This is a genomic window from Pseudoduganella sp. GW821-FHT11H04 (genome assembly GCF_058807935.1).
Map to the genome: position 1 here is coordinate 124,385 of NZ_JBXARE010000003.1, position 16,844 is coordinate 141,228.

Below are 16,844 nucleotides of genomic sequence, written 5' to 3' on the forward strand. Positions count from 1 at the left end.
CAACATCAAGCCAGGCATTGTACACACGCAAGCGCTGCAAGGTTTGTGTTTCCGCAAGAGATTTCGACAGCAAAAATCTTAGTGAAAAATCATGCAATGCAGCATAACTCTAAGACAATTCCTACAATTTCTCAGTAAGTGCCGGTTTACTAAGGTCTTTTGGCTTTTTTCCACAGTTTTTGTGGATAACTTTGTGGAGAATAGGCCAACAAGCGAGTTTGCCCCTTGGGATAAGGTTTACAAAAGCCAAAATATTGACAAATACAGTAAAAATTAAGCCTTTAAAAATCAGTCACTTACAGATGTTGCGTGAGGGGAGCCCGGAGAGCTGCCTCTTATTTCCGCAGTAAAAATTTTTGTGTATAAGTCGCTTCTGCAAGAAATAAAAAAGGGCGCCGCAGCGCCCTTTTGCTGGAATATTCGGAAATCAGCCGCCGCGCAGCTTGCGGCTGTGGCTGTGCACGGTATCCACCAGCACCGACACCGACTCCGGCGGGGTGAACTGGGAAATGCCGTGGCCAAGGTTGAATACGTGGCCGGTATTGTGCGGGCCGTAGGAATCCAGCACGCGACGCACCTCGGCAGCGATCTGCTCCGGGTTGGCGAACAGGATGGCCGGGTCGATATTGCCCTGCAGGGCCATTTTATGGCCTACCAGCTCGCGGATCTTGCCGATGTTGGCGGTCCAGTCCAGGCCCATGGCGTCGGCGCCGATAGCGGCGATCTCTTCGGCCCAGTGGCCGCCGCCCTTGGTGAATACGATGGCCGGGATCTTCACGCCGTCTTTTTCACGCTTCAGCAGGCTCACGACCTGTTGCATGTATTTCAGGGAGAACTGCTGGTAGGCGCCGTCGGCCAGCGCACCGCCCCAGGAATCGAAGATCATCACCGCTTGCGCGCCGGCGTCGATCTGGGCGTTCAGGTATTCGGCCACCGCGCGGGCGTTCACGTCCAGGATGTGGTGCATCAGGTCCGGGCGCGCGTACATCATCTTCTTAATGGTGTGGAACTCGCGCGAGCCCTGGCCTTCCACCATATAGCAGGCCAGCGTCCACGGGCTGCCGGAGAAGCCGATCAGCGGCACGCGGCCATTCAGCTCGGTGCGGATCTGGGTCACGGCCTTGAATACATAGTCCAGCGAGCCGGCTGGCGGCAACTGCAGCGCCTTGACGTCTTCCTCGGTCTTCAGCGGACGCTCGAATTTCGGACCCTCGCCTTCCACGAAGTACAGGCCCAGGCCCATTGCATCCGGCACCGTCAGGATGTCGGAGAACAGGATGGCCGCGTCCAGCGAATAACGGTCGATCGGCTGCAGGGTGACTTCGGTTGCCAGGTCGGGATTGGTCGCCAGGCCCATGAAGGAGCCCGCCTGCTGGCGCGTGGCGCGATATTCAGGCAGGTAGCGGCCTGCCTGGCGCATCAGCCACACCGGGGTGTACTCGGTCGGCTGGCGCAGCAGCGCACGCAGGAAGGTGTCGTTCTTCAGCGGGGCAAATTGTGGCATGAAAGACAATCTAAAGCAGATAGAAAGGGGGTATTATCGCATCCCCGCCCTGTTTTTACGCATTTGGAGCGCCCATGACATCCATATCCACCGCGCTATCTGGCGCCTGGCCTTCGCCGATCAGCGCCGAGATGGTGGCAGCGGGCGCCACGCCCCTGTCTTCAGTCGTCCTGGACGGTAGGGATATCTATTGGCTGGCCGGCCGCGCGTCGGAGGCGGGGCGCACCACCATGATGCGCCGCCGCGGCGCCACCGCTGTGGAAGTGACGCCGATGCCCTTCAACGTGCGCAGCCGCGTCCACGAATATGGCGGCGGCGCCTACGCCGTGGCCGATGGCCAGGTGGTGTTTTCCCATCACGCGGACAACCGCCTGTATCGCCTTGGCGCCGACGGCGCTGCCGAGGCCTTCACCTCGCCGGGCCGCCAGCGCTTTGCGGACTTTGTATTCGACCATTCCCGTTCGAGGCTGATCGCAGTGCGCGAGCAGCATCCGGAGGACGACGGCTCGCATGCGCAGCCGGTGAACACCATCTGTGCTGTCAACTTCGATGGCGGCGAGCGCGTGCTCGTGATGGGCAATGACTTCTACTCTTCGCCGCGCCTGTCGCCGGACGGCGGCCGCCTGGCGTGGCTGTCGTGGGATCATCCGCGCATGCCCTGGCAGGGCACCGAACTGTGGGTCGCCGACATTGCGGCGGATGGCCGCCTTGGCACGCCGACGCGCTTGGCAGGCGGACCGCAGGAATCGATCTGCCAGCCGGAGTGGTCGCCTGCCGGCGTGCTGCACTTTGTTTCGGACCGCAGCGGGTGGTGGAACCTGTATTGCCAGCGCGATGGCGGCGCAGTCGAAGCGCTGTGTCCAATGGCGGCGGAATTCGCAACCCCGCACTGGACCTTCGGCAATTCACTGTATGGCTTCGGCGCCAACGGCGAAATCGTCTGCAGCTATATAGAGCAGGGCGTCAGCAAGCTGGCTCGCCTGCGCGCGGGCAGCACCGTGCTGGAGCCGATTGCGACGCCCTACCAGGAAATCCGCGAACTGCGCGTAGGCGACGGCTACGCGGTCGTCTTGGCCGGCAGCCCGACCATCGCAAGCGAAATCGCCCGCATCGAGCTGTCCAGCGGCGAGCGCACAGTGTTGGAGCATTCGATTGAAGAACTGCCCGACCTGGGCTACCTGTCCGTCCCCGAGAGCATCGGCTACCCAAGCGCCAACGGCCGCACCAGCTATGCCTTCTTCTACCCGCCAGCCAACCGTGATGTCCAGGCACCCGCAGGAGAAAAGCCGCCCGTGATTGTGATCAGCCACGGCGGCCCGACCGGCATGGCAGCCAGCACCATGAACCTGAAGACGCAATACTGGACCAGCCGCGGTTTCGGCGTGCTGGACGTGAACTACGGCGGCAGCACCGGCTTTGGCCGCGCCTTCCGCGATGCGCTGAAAGGCCAGTGGGGCGTGGTCGACGTGGAAGACTGCATCGCCGGCGCGCGCCACCTCGTCGCGCAAGGCCTGGCTGACGGCGAACGCCTGATCATCCGCGGCAGCAGCGCCGGCGGCCTGACTACGCTGTGCGCGCTGACCTTCCACGATGTATTCAAGCTTGGCGCCAGCTACTACGGCGTGTCGGACCTGAAAGGCCTGGACGACGATTCGCACAAATTCGAATCGCACTACAACGAATACCTGATCGCGCCGAAGGCACAGGCGCAAGCCGTGTACGCCGAACGCTCGCCGATCAACCACACGGACCGCCTGTCGCGCCCCATGATCTTCTTCCAGGGCATGGACGACAAGGTGGTGCCGCCGCAGCAATCGCAAGCCATGGTGGACGCGCTGCGCAAGCGCGGCATCCCGGTTGAATATGTGGAGCTGGAAGGCGAAGGCCACGGCTTCCGCAAGGCGGACACCATCGTACGCACGCTGCAGGCGGAGCTGGCCTTTTACCAACGCATGTTCGGCCTGGCAGGATGAGCGATACGCTGCTGGCGGAATTCGATGCGCTCGAAATACCCGAGAAAGCCATCCTCGCCCTGCTGTCGCTCGTGGGCGACCCGATGGGCCGCACCGCCATCCTCGACCACATGGTCACTGCCGGAGTACATGACGCCAACGGCCAGCCGTTCAAAACGCTGACGCTGGATGATCCGCTGCAAAAACTGGAGCGGCTGGCCTTTACCTCTCTCGTGATCGGGCGCGGCTACGTCTGCAATGCGCGCCTGCGCTGGCCGGCGATCCGCGCCGCCATCGGCGCCCACCTGCTTGACGATATCTGCAAGGCCTACGAGACGCTGAACCCGATGCGCCAGAACTGGAACGGCATGTACGAACCGCGCAGCTACCGCCACGGCGTGGCGCGCTTGCGCATGGCGCTGCTGCGCGGCCGGCCGCCGCAGGACGTGATGCCGCTGCTGGCCGCCTGCTCGGTGTGCTACGAAGCCGCGCAGCTCAATCCCATTGTGGACATCTTCTCGCGTCCTTTCGAGGCAGGCATGCTGCTGCTGGTGCATCCGGCCATGCAGGACGATGTGCTGATGCTGCTGGTCCAACATACCCAACGCGAACCGGCGCTGGCGCCGCAAGTTCGTGGCTACGCTGAAAGGCACCTGCAGCGCCGCCTGGAAGCACAGCACGAAATCAGTCCGGCCTTGCGTCTGGCAATGGCGGAACACGCCATCCTGTGCGGCAAGCTGGCCGATGCCACGGCCTTCCTGGAAGGGATGGATGGTGCACTGGCGCAATGCTTTGCCAGCGCCATCCTGGTGCTGCGCGGCGAAGTGTCGCCGGCGATCAACGGCTTTGAAGCGGCGCTGAAGGCGATCCGCCGCGAGTCGGGCAAGCGCAAGCACCTGTTCCAGGGCATCGCGGGCCACCTTTACGTGCTGGCACTGCTGCGCAGCGGAGATGCCAAGCACCTGAAGGCGGCCGAGAGCTACCTCGATCTCGCCGTGCACGCCCAGCACAACCCCGACAGCGCGGTCTACCAGCAACTGAGCATGCTGCGCCAGATCCGCGCCGGCACCATGCAGGCCGACCTGGTGACGCAGCGCGCCTGGGAATCGCCGCTGCAGGCGCAAATGTTCCAGTGCATGCTTTACTACTGGCTCGCGCTGCCGCACCTGAAGCAGCGCCGCGCAGAATTGCAGGACCTGTCGCAAGCCGCCGAGGCGGCGGGCTTCCTGCTGCTGGCGGGCGGCGCGGCGAGTTTGCTTGGCCACTTGGGCGACGAGGCCTCGGCCAAGCGCGCTGCGGCGTGGCGCGAGCAGCTTGGCTTTAGCGATATGGCGCCCTGGTTCGAACGGCAGGAAGCGTGGGAGCGGCAATTGGCTGCGCTGATCAACCTGCAACAGGGCGGTAGCGAGAGCAGCGGCGGAGAAATGCGCCTGGCCTGGGTCATCAGCTACGGCTCGCGGCAAGGCATCGCCGAAATCGAACCGCGCGAGCAAAAGCGCGACGCTCGCGGGGCTTGGGGCAAAGGCCGCCCGGTGGCGCTCAAGCGCCTGCGCGACGATGCGGCGCAAATGGAATTCCTGACGCCGCAGGATTTGCGCATCTGCAGCGCCATCATGCCTTCGCGCCAGGCCTATTCCTCGGGCCTGCGCTACGACATCGACGCCGAGCAGGCCGTACTCGCCCTGGTCGGGCACCCGCTGGTGTTCTGGATGGATGCGCCGGATACGCGCGTTGAGCTGCTGGCCGGCGCTCCGGAGCTGTTGATCCGCACGCACAAAGGGGAGCTGCAGCTGTCGCTGCAGCCTGCCATCGAAAACCTGAATGCGAATGTGATCGTGGTGCGCGAAACGCCGAACCGCTTGCGTGTGCTCAGCGTGCAGGATGAACACCGCCGCATTGCAGCCATCGTGGGCGACGGACTGGCCGTGCCGGAGCACGCCAAGGACCAGGTACTGAAGGCCATCGGCGCCGTGTCCTCTATGGTAACCGTGCAATCGGACATCGGCGGCGGCGCGGCGAATGCGGAGCAATGCGACGCCGATCCGCGCCTGCATATCCACCTGCTGCCTTACCAGCAAGGCTTGAAGATGCAGGTCCAGGTGCGTCCACTGCGCGATGCCGGGCCTTACTACGCACCGAGCGCCGGTGCGGAAAGCGTGATCGCCGACGTCAACGGCCGTTCGGTGCAGGCGCGCCGCAGCCTGGCCAACGAACGCGATGCAGAGCGCCAGCTGGTGCTCAAGTGCGAAGTGCTGCAACAGGCGACCGAAGAACATGGCGAGTGGCTGCTTGGTGAACCGGCGCTATGCCTGCAATTGCTGGCCGAACTGCAGGCGATGGAAGAAGACAAGATCGTGCTGGCCTGGCCGGAGGGGGAAGCCTTCCGCGTCACCAAACCGGCCTACACCAAGCAGCTGCGCCTGAACATCAAAAGCAAGAAGGACTGGTTCGCCGCCAGCGGCCAGCTGGTGGTCGACGAAGACCGCGTGCTGGACCTGCGCTCGCTGCTGGACATGATCCGCGCCAGCAAGAGCCGCTTTATCGCGCTGGGCGACAAGGAGTTCCTCGCCCTGTCGGAAGAGCTGCACCGCCGCCTGTCCGAACTGGCCAGCTATGGCGAGGACGACGACGCCGGCATGAAGGTGCATCGCCTGGCCGGCTTCGTGCTGGAAGAATTGGCGAACGATGTCGGCATGCTGGAAGCGGATGCCATGTGGCGCCAGCACCTGCAACGCATCGAAGCCAGCAACATATACGCGCCGCAGCTGCCCAGCACCCTGCAGGCCGATTTGCGCGATTACCAGCTGGCGGGCTTCGAATGGCTGGCGCGCCTGGCGCATTGGGGCGTGGGCGCCTGCCTGGCCGACGACATGGGCCTGGGAAAGACCCTGCAGGCGCTGGCCCTGATCCTGCTGCGCGCTCCGCAAGGCCCGACCCTGGTGGTGGCGCCGACCTCGGTCTGCCTGAACTGGGCCAGCGAGGCGGCACGCTTTGCGCCAACCCTGAACGTGAAGATGTACGCCACCGGCGACCGCGACGACATCGTCAGCAACGCCGGGCCGTTCGACCTGGTGATCACCAGCTACGGCTTGCTGCAGCTGGAATCCGACCGCTTCACCAAGCCGCATTGGAACACCATCGTGCTGGACGAGGCGCAGAACATCAAGAATGCCGCGACCAAGCGCTCGCAGGCCGTGATGGCGCTGAAGGGCGGCTTCAAGATGGTGGCGACTGGCACGCCGCTGGAAAACCACTTGGGCGAGTTGTGGAACCTGTTCCGCTTCATCAATCCGGGCCTGCTGGGCAGCCATGAGCAGTTCAACCTGCGCTTTGCGGGGCCGATCGAGCGACAGCAGGACCACCGCGCGGAAGTGGGCGCGCGCAATCGCTTGCGCCGACTGATCGGGCCCTTCATTCTGCGCCGGACCAAGGCGCAGGTGCTGACCGAGCTGCCAGCACGCACTGAGATCGTTCTGGAAGTCGACCTGTCGGCGGAAGAAACCGCGCTGTACGAATCGCTGCGCCGCGAGGCGCTGGAAAACCTGGCGTCCATCGAAGGCCCGGCGGACAAAAAGTCGATGCAGATCCTGGCGGAGATCATGAAGCTGCGCCGCGCCTGCTGTAATCCGAACCTGGTGGCGCCTTCGCTGCGGCTGGATTCAAGCAAGCTGGCGGCGTTCGCGCAACTGCTGGAAGGCTTGCTGGAAAACCGGCATAAGGTTCTGGTATTCAGCCAGTTCGTCGACCACCTGGCGCTGATCCGCGCCCACCTGGACCGCAATAACATCCAATACCAATACCTTGACGGCAGCACGCCAATGGCGGCGCGCAAGGCTTCGGTGGATGCCTTCCAGGCCGGCGAAGGAGATGTCTTCCTTATCAGCCTGAAGGCGGGCGGTCTCGGCATCAACCTGACCGCAGCCGATTACGTGATCCACATGGACCCGTGGTGGAACCCCGCGGTGGAAGACCAGGCCTCAGACCGCGCGCACCGCATGGGGCAGCTGCGGCCGGTAACGATTTACCGCCTTGTAGCGCGCAACACGATCGAAGAAGGTATCGTGGAGCTGCATGCCCACAAACGGGAACTGGCCGACAGCCTGCTTGATGGCAGCGACACCGCCGCGCGCATGACGGCGGAGGACATGCTGGCGATGTTGAACGAAGGCTTACGCCGCTTCTGACAAGGAGACGCAATGCGACCACTAATATTCGTCCGTCGTGCCCGCGCCGCTGCGGTCACGGCGTTGCTGGCCGTGCTGGCAAGTCCGTGCTTGGCGCAGGTTGAAGCAATGTCCGGCGCCTGCCCGGCCGCAGCGCTGCGCGACGCCAGGGCTGCGAAGTGGCTGGTCACCGATGACGCGCGGAGACAGGCACTGGCGCTCCAAGCGGTGGCCTGCCTCTCCTCACCCGATCCCGTCGAACGCGACGAACGGGCCTTCGAAGCCCTGCAAGCCTGGATGCGTGGCGATAAGCTGAACACCGGAATCGTGCACATGCTACGCATCCGCCTTAGCGCGCAACTGACTGCACCAGACCCGCAAGGCTTCGCGCGCCCCTTTGCCGCTCTGGTACTTGCCGACGTGGCACGTGTGGACCGCATCAAGCCCTACCTGACGCCTGAACAGCGCACACAGCTCGTCGGCGCAGCGGCCGACTATCTCCAAGGCGTTCGCGATTACCGCGGTTTCGATGAAAAGCAAGGCTGGCGCCACGGCGTCGCCCACGCTGCGGACGTCATGCTGCAGCTATCGCTCAACCCGGCCCTGGGCCGCGCTGAACACGAACGAATGCTGGCGGCCATTGCCAGTCAGGTCGCCCCGGCCGGCGAGCATTTCTACCACTACGGCGAAGGCGAACGCCTGATGGCGCCAGTCTTCTACCTCTCCCGCGCGAAGACAATGGAATGCAGCGACTGGGACCGCTGGTTCGCGAGCCTGGCTGGACCGGAAGCCGGAGCGGCGCTTGGCACGCGCCAGGCCGCGCTGGCCCGCATCCATAACCTGAAAGGCTTCCTGCAGCCGCTGTACGTCAGCATCAATGAAAGCAAGGATGAGGCGCAGCGCAACTGCATCAAACCGCTCCTGCTGCACGCAATGAAGCAGGCAGGCGAATGAACGCGCAGCAGGCACTGGCCTTCGTCGAGCAGCACGGCGTCGTGCTGGCGTCCGCGCGCGGCAAAGTCCCCACGCTGACGGAAGCCATCGCCGGCGAGCCGATCAAGGGCAGCTGGTGGGGCCACAAAGACGGCAAACATATCTTCGCTGTACTCAGCGCGGTGCAGGAGGATAATGACATCCTGGTATGCCGCCTGATGACTGGCAAAGTAACCCTGGTGCACCGCCGCCTGTGGCCTGCGCTGGCGGCGCTGGCAGGCGAACTGCCTGCCAAAGCGCTGGCGCGCGTGCATCAGGTGCACACCGCCACCGGCAAGCATGTCAACGAGGAGATCCCTTTTCCACAATGGCTGCCGCCCGATGCGGCTGCGGCAGCCGCCGGCCTTGAGCCCGACCGGGCGCGGGCCGCACTCGGCTTGTGATAATCTCGCACGCTGCACTAGCAAGAAGGTTGAATATGATGAAGACCAAGATCGCCCTCGCCGCGATGATGTTAAGCCTGGCGATTTCGCCAGTCGACGCCGCGGTGAAGACCAAGAAAGCCAGCGCGGCGTCCAAGACCGCCGCCGTCAGCAAGAAATCCAGCAGCAAGGGCAAGACCGCTGCATCGTCCAAAACGGGCAAGTCCTCGAATGGCAAAAACAGCGCCAAAGCCGGCAAAGGCAAAGCCTCGAAAGCGACCGCCGTTGCGGCCAGCAAGCCGCTGCCGGCGGAGCGGCGCCAGGACAAATCCTTCGACGCCCAGGCCAATACCTTCCTCGGCGCGCTGTGGCGCATCGATCCGGAAACCGCCATCACGGTGGGCAAATACGACACCGCCGCGCAACTGACCATCCCCGACCAGGCAAGCCGCGACCAGCAGCTCGCCTTCATCGACGAATGGCTGGAAAAATTCGGCAAGATCGATGCCAAACAGCTATCGCCGAAACAGCGCACCGACCTTGGCCTGCTGCAGAACAAGCTCAATTCCGACCGCTGGTACCTGACCACCTTCCGCGAGTGGGAGTGGAACCCGGCCATGTACAACATCGCCAGCCCGATCGATTTCGTGCTGAACACCGAATACGCCGCCAAGCCGCAGCGCCTGCGCACCCTGCTGCGCCGCATCCACGGCATCCCGGCTTATTACGACGCAGCGCGCAGCAGCATCAAGAACCCGACGCGTGAACACGTGAAGCTGGCCATCGACCAGATTCCTGGCGTGCTGTCCGTGCTGACGGACCTGGACAAGCAGGCGCAGGAATCGATCCTGAACGCCAATGAAAAGGCCCTGTTCGGCCAGCGCATCCTGGCGGCCAAGGCGGCCGTGGATGCATACGGCGTCTGGCTCGGCGAATGGCAGAAGGCACAGGCTATCGGCACCGCGCGCTCCTTCCGCATCGGCAAGGAGCTGTACGAAGCCAAGTTTGGCTACGACATCCAGGCCGGCAGCAATGCCGAACAGACGTACCAGAAAGCGCTGGCGACCCGCGAGCAGCTGTTAAGCAATATGGACAGCATTGCCGACGACCTGTGGCCGAAATACCTGGCCGACCAGGCCAAGCCGTCCGACCGTTTCACCAAGATCGGCATGATGATCGACAAGCTGTCGGTCAACCATGTGCCGCGTGAGGAATTCTTCCCCGAGATCCGCCGCCAGATTCCAGTGCTGCAGGACTGGGTGGTCAAGAACGACCTGCTCACGCTGGACCCGAACAAGCCGCTCGTCGTGCGTGAAACCCCTGCCTATCAGCGCGGCGTGGCCGGCGCCAGCATCGAAGCGCCAGGCCCATACCGCCCGCAGGATCGCACCTACTACAACGTGACGCCGCTGGACGACGCTACGCCGGAACAGGCCGAATCCACGCTGCGCGAATACAACCATTGGATCCTGCAGATCCTGAACATGCACGAAGCGATCCCTGGCCACTATGCGCAGCTGGTGTACGCCAACAAGTCGCCGTCGATCGTGAAGTCGATCTTCGGCAATGGCGCCATGGTGGAGGGCTGGGCGGTTTACAGCGAACGCATGATGCTGGAATCGGGCTATGGCAACAACGCGCCCGAGATGTGGCTGATGTATTCGAAGTGGAACCTGCGCAGCGTGACCAACACCATCCTCGATTACAGCGTGCACGTGCTGGGCATGAGCGAGCAGGAAGCGATTGACCTGCTGACGCGCCAGGCCTTCCAGACCCCGGCCGAAGCGAAAGAGAAATGGCGCCGCGTGCAGCTGACGTCCGTGCAGCTCACCAGCTACTTCTCCGGCTTCTCCGAAATCATGGAACTGCGCGAGCAGCGCCGCGCCGCCCTCGGCGCCAAGTTCTCGCTGAAGGACTTCCACGAAGACTTCCTGAGCTACGGCAGCGCGCCTGTGCGCGTCATCAAGGAGCTCATGCAGTAATCGGTTTAGGCTGCTCCCATGCCCCGCGCGCGCCGCGGGGCAATTCTGCTACCATGAATGGGGGAGTGGTGATGACTATGCCGATCCAGTTTGATACAACTCAATACATGAAGCGGCTTGTTGATGCGGGGATATCACACGCGCATGCCGAAGCACTTGCCGATGGGCTACAGTTTGCACTGAGCCAGCCCGTGGCGACCGACGCCGACCTTGTCATCGCGCGCGCAGAAGTTCAAGCCATGATTACGCGGCATGAAGCCGAGATGAAGGAATGGGTCATGGCCAAATTAAGGCCGATCTACTGGCTGCTGGGCGTCGTGATCGTCATGCAGTCCATCACCATGACGAAGCTGTTCCTTTAATCCGCTTTTTCTTCCGGTGCGGTGGTGGCCTTGACGAACATCGGCGACAGGATCACGCCGACCTCGAACAGCAGCCACATTGGAATGGCCAGCGAGAACTGGCTGACCACATCCGGCGGGGTCACGATGGCGGAGATCACGAAAGCTGCCACGATCACATAACCGCGCCACTCCTTCAGCTTGGCGACGGACACCAGGCCCATACGCACCAGCACCACCACCACTACCGGCACTTCAAAGGCGCAGCCGAAGGCCAGGCACATCGACATGACGAAGTCGAGATAGTTTTCGATATCCGGCATCACCGCAATCGACGACGGCGAGACCTGGTTGATGAAGGCGAACACCTTGCCGAACACCAGGAAATAGCAGAACGCCACACCCGCCATGAACAGCGAGGATGAGGCAATCACCAGCGGCGCGACCAGTCGCTTTTCATGCGCGTACAGGCCGGGCGCGACGAAGGCCCACATCTGGTACAGCACCCACGGCAGCGACAGGATGAAGCCGAACAGCAGCATCACCTTCATCGGCACCAGGAAGGGAGAGATCACGCTGGTGGCAATCATCTTCGAGCCCACCGGCATGGCGGCGATCATCGGTGCGGCGATCAGGTCATAGATCTTGGAAGGGCCGATGCCAAAGCCGAGCAAGGCCGTCACCACCGCGATGCCGATGCTGGCCTTGACCAGGCGGTCGCGCAGCTCGATCAGGTGGCTGATGAAGGTCTCTTCGGCGGGTTCTTGTTGACTCATTTAGAAAAACGATGCGTTCTTGCGGCTGCCGGGACGATGGCGTTTCATGCGCGCCGCTCCGGAGATGACGTGAGTGCGGACGCCAGCCTGCTGCTTGTACCACAGCGGCACGGCGGAGCTGCGCACCACGCGCTTGCGGCGGAAGTCCTTGGCCTTACGCGCCATGTCTTCGTTGCTCGGGGTGTACAGGTCGAGGGCCGGCGTGTGAGACGTGTCCTGGCCGTGCAGCGCCGCTTCCACTTCGCGGATATCCTTGCCGATGGAATTATCCATCTCGTCCTTGAAAGTGCTGGCAGCATCTTCGGCCTGCTTGCGCAGGTTTTTCAGCTCGTCCAGCTCCATTTCACGGGAGACTTCGGATTTGACGTCGTTCAGGTAGCGTTGGGCGCGGCCGTACAGCGTCCCGGCCATGCGCGCCACCTTGGGCAGCTTTTCAGGGCCGATGACGACCAGGGCCACAACCCCGATGACGGCGATTTTGGTGAGACCGAGATCAATCATTGCTGATTAATGCTTGGTCTTTTCCTTGGCTTCCACGTCGATGGTGCTCTTGTCGGCCACCTGGGCTGGCGGAGTCGCTGGCTGCGCCGGCTTCTCTTCCTCGTCCGAGCCCTTCACGCCATCCTTGAAGCCCTTGACGGCTTTGCCCAGGTCGGAGCCGATATTGCCCAGTTTCTTGGTGCCGAATACCAGCATGACGACTACCAGGACGATCAGCCAGTGCCAAATGCTCATTGAACCCATTACAAAACCCCTAAATTAATCGTTAGTTTGGACAGTATACGCGAAGCGGCTACCGTCATGTGCTTATCAAAGCCTTAAGTCCGCATGCCGCGCCATGGACGCGGGCCGCCGTACAGGTGCATATGCAGGTGGTACACCTCCTGGCCGCCGTCAGGACCGCTGTTGATCAGGGTCTTGTAGCCGCGGGTCGGCGTGCCATCCGCCTCGTAGGCAACGGCGATATCGTGCTGCTCAGCCAGTTGCGGCACCAGCGCCAGCATCTTGCCCAGCAGGGGTGCGTGCTCCGGTTTGCAGTCCGACAAGGTCGACAGGTGCAGTTTCGGGATGATGAGCAAGTGTACCGGGGCGGCCGGATTGATGTCCTTAAACACCATCAAGTCATCGTCTTCGTGCACCACGGCCGATGGGATCTGTTTTGCTGCAATCTTGCAGAACAGGCAATTTTCCACGTTTAATCCTTACGAGATGCTTTTTCTTCCAGGCCAGACAGGCCTTCACGGCGGGCCAGCTCATCGAGTACTTGCTGCGGCGTCAGGTTGAACTGCGCCAGCAGCACCAGCGAATGGAACCACAGGTCGGCGCATTCGTACAGCACTTTCGACGCATCGCCGCTGGCGCGGGCGTCTTTCGCCGCCATGACGGTCTCGGTGGCTTCTTCGCCGATCTTTTTCAGGATCGCGTCGTCGCCTTTGGAAAACAGCTTGGCCACGTAGGAGGACGACGGGTCGCCTCCCTTGCGCGATTCGATGGTGGCCGCTACGCGATCCAGTACATTGCTCATTTCTTCTCTTCCGCGTAAATCTCGGCCGGGTCTTTCAGCACCGGCTCGGTGTTCTGCCAGTCGCCATTCTCGAACTTGTTGAAGAAGCAGGAGTGGCGGCCGGTGTGGCAGGCGATCGAACCTTCTTGTTCGATCTTCAGCAGCACCACGTCTTCGTCGCAATCAAGGCGGATCTCCAGCACCTTCTGCACGTGGCCGGACTCTTCGCCCTTGTGCCACAGCTTCTTGCGCGAACGGCTCCAGTAGACGGCCTCGCCCAGCTCCACGGTTTTGTAGAGCGCATCACGGTTCATCCACGCGAACATCAACACATCGTTGCTGCCGGCTTCCTGTGCGATGACAGGCACCAGGCCATGTTCGTCCCACTTTACCCTGTTCAGCCATTTGGCTTTGGCGACGTTAGCTGCAATTGCGGTAGCCATTGTGTGATCCCCGAAGTTTAAGAAAGACGCATGGGAATACCCTGCGCCGCCATGAATTGCTTGGCTTCCTGCACGGTGTGCTGGCCGTAGTGGAAGATGCTCGCTGCCAGCACTGCATCGGCGTGACCCAGCTTGACGCCGTCGGCCAGGTCTTGCAGGCCGCCCACGCCGCCGGAAGCGATCACCGGGATGTTGACCGCATCGCTCACAGCGCGGGTCAGGCCCAGGTCGAAGCCGGACTTGGTGCCGTCGCGGTCCATGCTGGTCAGCAGCAGTTCGCCGGCGCCCAGTTCAGCCATCTTGCGCGCCCATTCCACCGCATCCAGGCCGGTCGCGTTGCGGCCGCCGTGGGTGAAGACCTCCCACTTGCCGGGGGCGACGTTTTTGGCGTCGATCGCCACCACGATGCACTGGCTGCCGTGCTTCTGCGAAGCTTCGTACACCAGTTGCGGGTTGGTCACGGCAGAGGTGTTCATGCTCACCTTGTCGGCGCCCGCGTTCAGCAGGCGGCGGACATCGGACACCTGGCGCACGCCGCCACCCACCGTCAGGGGGATGAAGACTTGCGAGGCCACGGCTTCGATGATGTGCAGGATCAGGTCGCGGTTGTCGCTCGATGCAGTGATGTCGAGGAAGGTCAGTTCGTCGGCACCCTGGTCGTCGTAACGGCGTGCGATTTCCACCGGGTCGCCCGCGTCGCGCAGCTCGGTGAAGTTGACCCCTTTCACGACGCGGCCATCGGTCACGTCGAGGCAGGGGATGATGCGTTTAGCCAGCATATTGATTACTCGGAAAGTTCGTCGGCACGGTCCTGCGCCGAAGCCAGGTCCAGCGTGCCTTCATAGATCGAACGGCCGCAGATCACGCCTTCGATGCCTTCGTCCTGTACTGCGCACAGGGCTTCCACATCGCTGATGTTGTGCAGGCCGCCGGAGGCGATGATCGGGATCTTTACCGCTTGCGCCAGGCGCACGGTGGCTTCGATATTCACGCCGCCCATCATGCCGTCGCGGCCGATGTCGGTGTAGATGATCGATTCAACGCCGTAGCCTTCGAATTTTTGCGCCAGGTCGATCACTTCGTGGCCGGACAGCTTGCTCCAGCCGTCGGTCGCGACCTTGCCGTCCTTGGCGTCCAGGCCAACGATGATGTGGCCAGGGAAGGCGCCGCAGGCGTCCTGCAGGAAGCCAGGGCTCTTCACGGCAGCGGTGCCGATGATGATGTAGCTGATGCCGTCGTCGAGGTAGCGCTCGATGGTGTCGAGGTCGCGGATACCGCCGCCCAGTTGCACCGGGATTTCTGGCAGGTCGAATTCTTCCGCATAGTCTTGCACGGCTTTGAGGATGGACTTCACCGCGCCTTCGTTCTTTGGCTTGCCGGCGAATGCGCCGTTCAGGTCCACCAGGTGCAGGCGGCGCGCACCCTGTTCCAGCCAGTGGCGGGCCATCTTGCCCGGGTCGTCGGAGAAGACGGTTGCAAGTTCCATATCGCCTTGTTTCAGGCGAACGCAGTGACCGTCCTTGAGGTCGATAGCAGGAATGAGCAGCATGATGTTGTTCTTGAGGTTAAGGATTCCAGTGGATGAAATTTTTGTACAGTTGCAGGCCGGTGGCGGCACTCTTCTCAGGGTGGAACTGTGTGGCAAAAATATTGTCGCGGGCGACCGCGCAGCAGAACGGCTGGCCGTACACGGTCTCCGCAGCGCTGTGCTCCGCCTGGGCGGGCTGCGCAAAGTAGCTGTGCACGAAGTAGAACCACGCGTTGTCGGGGATGCCCTCCCACATCGCATGCGGCGCGCGTTGACGCACCTGGTTCCAACCCATCTGCGGCACCTTGAAGCGCGAGCCGTCTTCCTGCAGCATGCCGTCGAGCTGGAAGCGCACCACCTTGCCGGGCAACAGCCCCAGGCCCGGCGTATTACCGCCCTCTTCGCTCAGGTCGAACAGCATTTGCTCGCCCACGCATACGCCCATCATCGGCTTCGATGCAGCGGCGCGCAGCAGTGCATCGCGCACGCCCGATTCGTTCAGGCTACGCATGCAGTCGCGCATGGCTCCCTGGCCGGGCAGGACGATGCGCTCTGCCGCATCAATGGCGGCGGGGTCGCCGGAGATCACCACGTCGGCTTCGGGTGCGACTGCGCGCAATGCCTGCGCAACGGAGCGCAGGTTGCCCATGCCGTAATCGACTACTACGATTTTTTTCATGTCAGTCAGCCGTAGAGTCGTTACAGGCTTCCTTTGGTGGACGGGATGGCGCCGGCAGCGCGCGGATCAAGCTCGCTGGCCATGCGCAGGGCGCGGCCGAAAGCCTTGAACACGGTTTCGCACTGGTGGTGCGCATTGGTGCCGCGCAGGTTGTCGATGTGCAGCGTGACGCCGGCGTGGTTGACGAAGCCGCGGAAGAATTCCAGCGTCAGGTCGACGTCGAACGCGCCGATCATCGCGCGGGTGAATGGGATGTGGTATTCGATGCCTGGGCGACCGGAAAAGTCGATCACCACGCGCGACAGCGCTTCATCCAGCGGCACGTAGGCATGGCCGTAGCGGCGGATGCCTTTCTTGTCGCCGATAGCCTTGGCGATCGCCATGCCCAGCGTAATGCCGACGTCTTCCACCGTGTGGTGGTTGTCGATATGGGTGTCGCCGGTGGCTTCGACATCGAGGTCGAACAGGCCGTGGCGGGCGATCTGGTCCAGCATATGGTCGAGGAAAGGCACGCCCGTGTTCAGCTTCTGGACGCCGGTGCCATCGAGGTTGATGGCAACGCGGACCTGGGTCTCGCTGGTGTTGCGAGTGATTTCTGCGGTGCGGTTCATGAAAAG

17 protein-coding genes are annotated in these 16,844 nt (G+C 62.6%); 6 read left to right on the forward strand and 11 right to left on the reverse strand.

Annotation, left to right across the window (positions count from 1 at the left end; all coding sequences use genetic code 11):
• Positions 1–427: 427 nt before the first annotated feature.
• The gene (hemE, locus tag AC1RTP_RS07535; protein ID WP_498606015.1) at positions 428–1,504 is read right to left on the reverse strand and encodes a uroporphyrinogen decarboxylase; all 1,077 of its coding nucleotides are present in this window, start codon (positions 1,502–1,504) and stop codon (positions 428–430) included.
• Positions 1,505–1,578: 74 nt separating this feature from the next.
• Here hemE and AC1RTP_RS07540 point away from each other — a divergent pair, with 74 nt between their 5' ends.
• The 6 genes from AC1RTP_RS07540 to AC1RTP_RS07565 all read left to right on the forward strand — a co-directional run bounded on the left by AC1RTP_RS07540 (position 1,579) and on the right by AC1RTP_RS07565 (position 11,318).
• The gene (locus AC1RTP_RS07540) at positions 1,579–3,477 is read left to right on the forward strand and encodes a dipeptidyl-peptidase 5 (protein ID WP_498606017.1); all 1,899 of its coding nucleotides are present in this window, start codon (positions 1,579–1,581) and stop codon (positions 3,475–3,477) included.
• The gene (locus AC1RTP_RS07545) at positions 3,474–7,640 is read left to right on the forward strand and encodes a DEAD/DEAH box helicase (RefSeq protein WP_498606019.1); all 4,167 of its coding nucleotides are present in this window, start codon (positions 3,474–3,476) and stop codon (positions 7,638–7,640) included. The genes AC1RTP_RS07540 and AC1RTP_RS07545 overlap by 4 nt, the downstream gene beginning before the upstream one ends.
• A gap of 12 nt (positions 7,641–7,652) precedes the next feature.
• Complete coding sequence (locus AC1RTP_RS07550) at positions 7,653–8,573, forward strand: DUF2785 domain-containing protein (RefSeq protein WP_498606022.1); 921 nt, start codon at positions 7,653–7,655, stop codon at positions 8,571–8,573.
• Positions 8,570–8,995, forward strand: a complete 426-nt coding sequence (locus AC1RTP_RS07555) for a hypothetical protein (protein ID WP_498606024.1) — start codon at positions 8,570–8,572, stop codon at positions 8,993–8,995. Before AC1RTP_RS07550 ends, AC1RTP_RS07555 begins: the two co-directional genes overlap by 4 nt.
• Before the next feature lie 35 nt (positions 8,996–9,030).
• Positions 9,031–10,956: a DUF885 domain-containing protein gene (locus tag AC1RTP_RS07560; RefSeq protein ID WP_498606026.1), complete on the forward strand. Its 1,926-nt coding sequence runs from the start codon at positions 9,031–9,033 to the stop codon at positions 10,954–10,956.
• A 71-nt stretch (positions 10,957–11,027) separates the two neighbouring features.
• Positions 11,028–11,318, forward strand: coding sequence for a hypothetical protein (locus AC1RTP_RS07565; RefSeq protein WP_498606029.1), 291 nt, complete (start codon positions 11,028–11,030; stop codon positions 11,316–11,318).
• On the opposite strand, the gene tatC is transcribed toward AC1RTP_RS07565, so the two are convergent.
• The 10 genes from tatC to hisB form a co-directional block, all read right to left on the reverse strand.
• Positions 11,315–12,073: a twin-arginine translocase subunit TatC gene (gene tatC, locus AC1RTP_RS07570; RefSeq protein WP_498606031.1), complete on the reverse strand. Its 759-nt coding sequence runs from the start codon at positions 12,071–12,073 to the stop codon at positions 11,315–11,317. The two genes, AC1RTP_RS07565 and tatC, sit on opposite strands and share 4 nt — an antisense overlap.
• A complete protein-coding gene (gene tatB / locus AC1RTP_RS07575; protein WP_498606032.1) occupies positions 12,074–12,574 on the reverse strand; it encodes a Sec-independent protein translocase protein TatB in 501 nt (166 codons plus the stop codon).
• Positions 12,575–12,580: 6 nt separating this feature from the next.
• A complete protein-coding gene (tatA, locus tag AC1RTP_RS07580; RefSeq protein ID WP_498606035.1) occupies positions 12,581–12,817 on the reverse strand; it encodes a Sec-independent protein translocase subunit TatA in 237 nt (78 codons plus the stop codon).
• Positions 12,818–12,891: 74 nt separating this feature from the next.
• The gene (locus tag AC1RTP_RS07585) at positions 12,892–13,266 is read right to left on the reverse strand and encodes a histidine triad nucleotide-binding protein (RefSeq protein WP_498606037.1); all 375 of its coding nucleotides are present in this window, start codon (positions 13,264–13,266) and stop codon (positions 12,892–12,894) included.
• Between the two features lie 2 nt (positions 13,267–13,268).
• Positions 13,269–13,598: a phosphoribosyl-ATP diphosphatase gene (locus AC1RTP_RS07590; protein ID WP_498606038.1), complete on the reverse strand. Its 330-nt coding sequence runs from the start codon at positions 13,596–13,598 to the stop codon at positions 13,269–13,271.
• Complete coding sequence (gene hisI / locus AC1RTP_RS07595) at positions 13,595–14,020, reverse strand: phosphoribosyl-AMP cyclohydrolase (RefSeq protein WP_498606040.1); 426 nt, start codon at positions 14,018–14,020, stop codon at positions 13,595–13,597. Before hisI ends, AC1RTP_RS07590 begins: the two co-directional genes overlap by 4 nt.
• 17 nt (positions 14,021–14,037) lie before the next feature.
• A complete protein-coding gene (gene hisF / locus AC1RTP_RS07600) occupies positions 14,038–14,799 on the reverse strand; it encodes an imidazole glycerol phosphate synthase subunit HisF (protein ID WP_498606042.1) in 762 nt (253 codons plus the stop codon).
• 5 nt (positions 14,800–14,804) lie between these two features.
• Positions 14,805–15,569: a 1-(5-phosphoribosyl)-5-[(5-phosphoribosylamino)methylideneamino]imidazole-4-carboxamide isomerase gene (hisA, locus tag AC1RTP_RS07605; protein WP_498606044.1), complete on the reverse strand. Its 765-nt coding sequence runs from the start codon at positions 15,567–15,569 to the stop codon at positions 14,805–14,807.
• Between the two features lie 16 nt (positions 15,570–15,585).
• Positions 15,586–16,227 (reverse strand): imidazole glycerol phosphate synthase subunit HisH, encoded by a 642-nt coding sequence (gene hisH, locus AC1RTP_RS07610; RefSeq protein ID WP_498606046.1) that lies wholly within the window; start codon positions 16,225–16,227, stop codon positions 15,586–15,588.
• Positions 16,228–16,247: 20 nt separating this feature from the next.
• A complete protein-coding gene (gene hisB / locus AC1RTP_RS07615; RefSeq protein WP_498606047.1) occupies positions 16,248–16,838 on the reverse strand; it encodes an imidazoleglycerol-phosphate dehydratase HisB in 591 nt (196 codons plus the stop codon).
• Positions 16,839–16,844 lie beyond the last annotated feature (6 nt).

Coding starts and splice junctions, on each gene's coding strand:
- hisF (WP_498606042.1), bottom strand. CDS start 14,799: ATGCTGGCTAAACGCATCATCCCCTGCCTCGACGTGACCGATGGCCGC.
- AC1RTP_RS07565 (WP_498606029.1), top strand. CDS start 11,028: ATGACTATGCCGATCCAGTTTGATACAACTCAATACATGAAGCGGCTT.
- hisA (WP_498606044.1), bottom strand. CDS start 15,569: ATGCTGCTCATTCCTGCTATCGACCTCAAGGACGGTCACTGCGTTCGC.
- AC1RTP_RS07590 (WP_498606038.1), bottom strand. CDS start 13,598: ATGAGCAATGTACTGGATCGCGTAGCGGCCACCATCGAATCGCGCAAG.
- AC1RTP_RS07550 (WP_498606022.1), top strand. CDS start 7,653: ATGCGACCACTAATATTCGTCCGTCGTGCCCGCGCCGCTGCGGTCACG.
- AC1RTP_RS07545 (WP_498606019.1), top strand. CDS start 3,474: ATGAGCGATACGCTGCTGGCGGAATTCGATGCGCTCGAAATACCCGAG.
- tatA (WP_498606035.1), bottom strand. CDS start 12,817: ATGGGTTCAATGAGCATTTGGCACTGGCTGATCGTCCTGGTAGTCGTC.
- AC1RTP_RS07540 (WP_498606017.1), top strand. CDS start 1,579: ATGACATCCATATCCACCGCGCTATCTGGCGCCTGGCCTTCGCCGATC.
- AC1RTP_RS07560 (WP_498606026.1), top strand. CDS start 9,031: ATGATGAAGACCAAGATCGCCCTCGCCGCGATGATGTTAAGCCTGGCG.
- hemE (WP_498606015.1), bottom strand. CDS start 1,504: ATGCCACAATTTGCCCCGCTGAAGAACGACACCTTCCTGCGTGCGCTG.
- hisH (WP_498606046.1), bottom strand. CDS start 16,227: ATGAAAAAAATCGTAGTAGTCGATTACGGCATGGGCAACCTGCGCTCC.
- hisB (WP_498606047.1), bottom strand. CDS start 16,838: ATGAACCGCACCGCAGAAATCACTCGCAACACCAGCGAGACCCAGGTC.
- hisI (WP_498606040.1), bottom strand. CDS start 14,020: ATGGCTACCGCAATTGCAGCTAACGTCGCCAAAGCCAAATGGCTGAAC.
- AC1RTP_RS07555 (WP_498606024.1), top strand. CDS start 8,570: ATGAACGCGCAGCAGGCACTGGCCTTCGTCGAGCAGCACGGCGTCGTG.
- tatB (WP_498606032.1), bottom strand. CDS start 12,574: ATGATTGATCTCGGTCTCACCAAAATCGCCGTCATCGGGGTTGTGGCC.
- tatC (WP_498606031.1), bottom strand. CDS start 12,073: ATGAGTCAACAAGAACCCGCCGAAGAGACCTTCATCAGCCACCTGATC.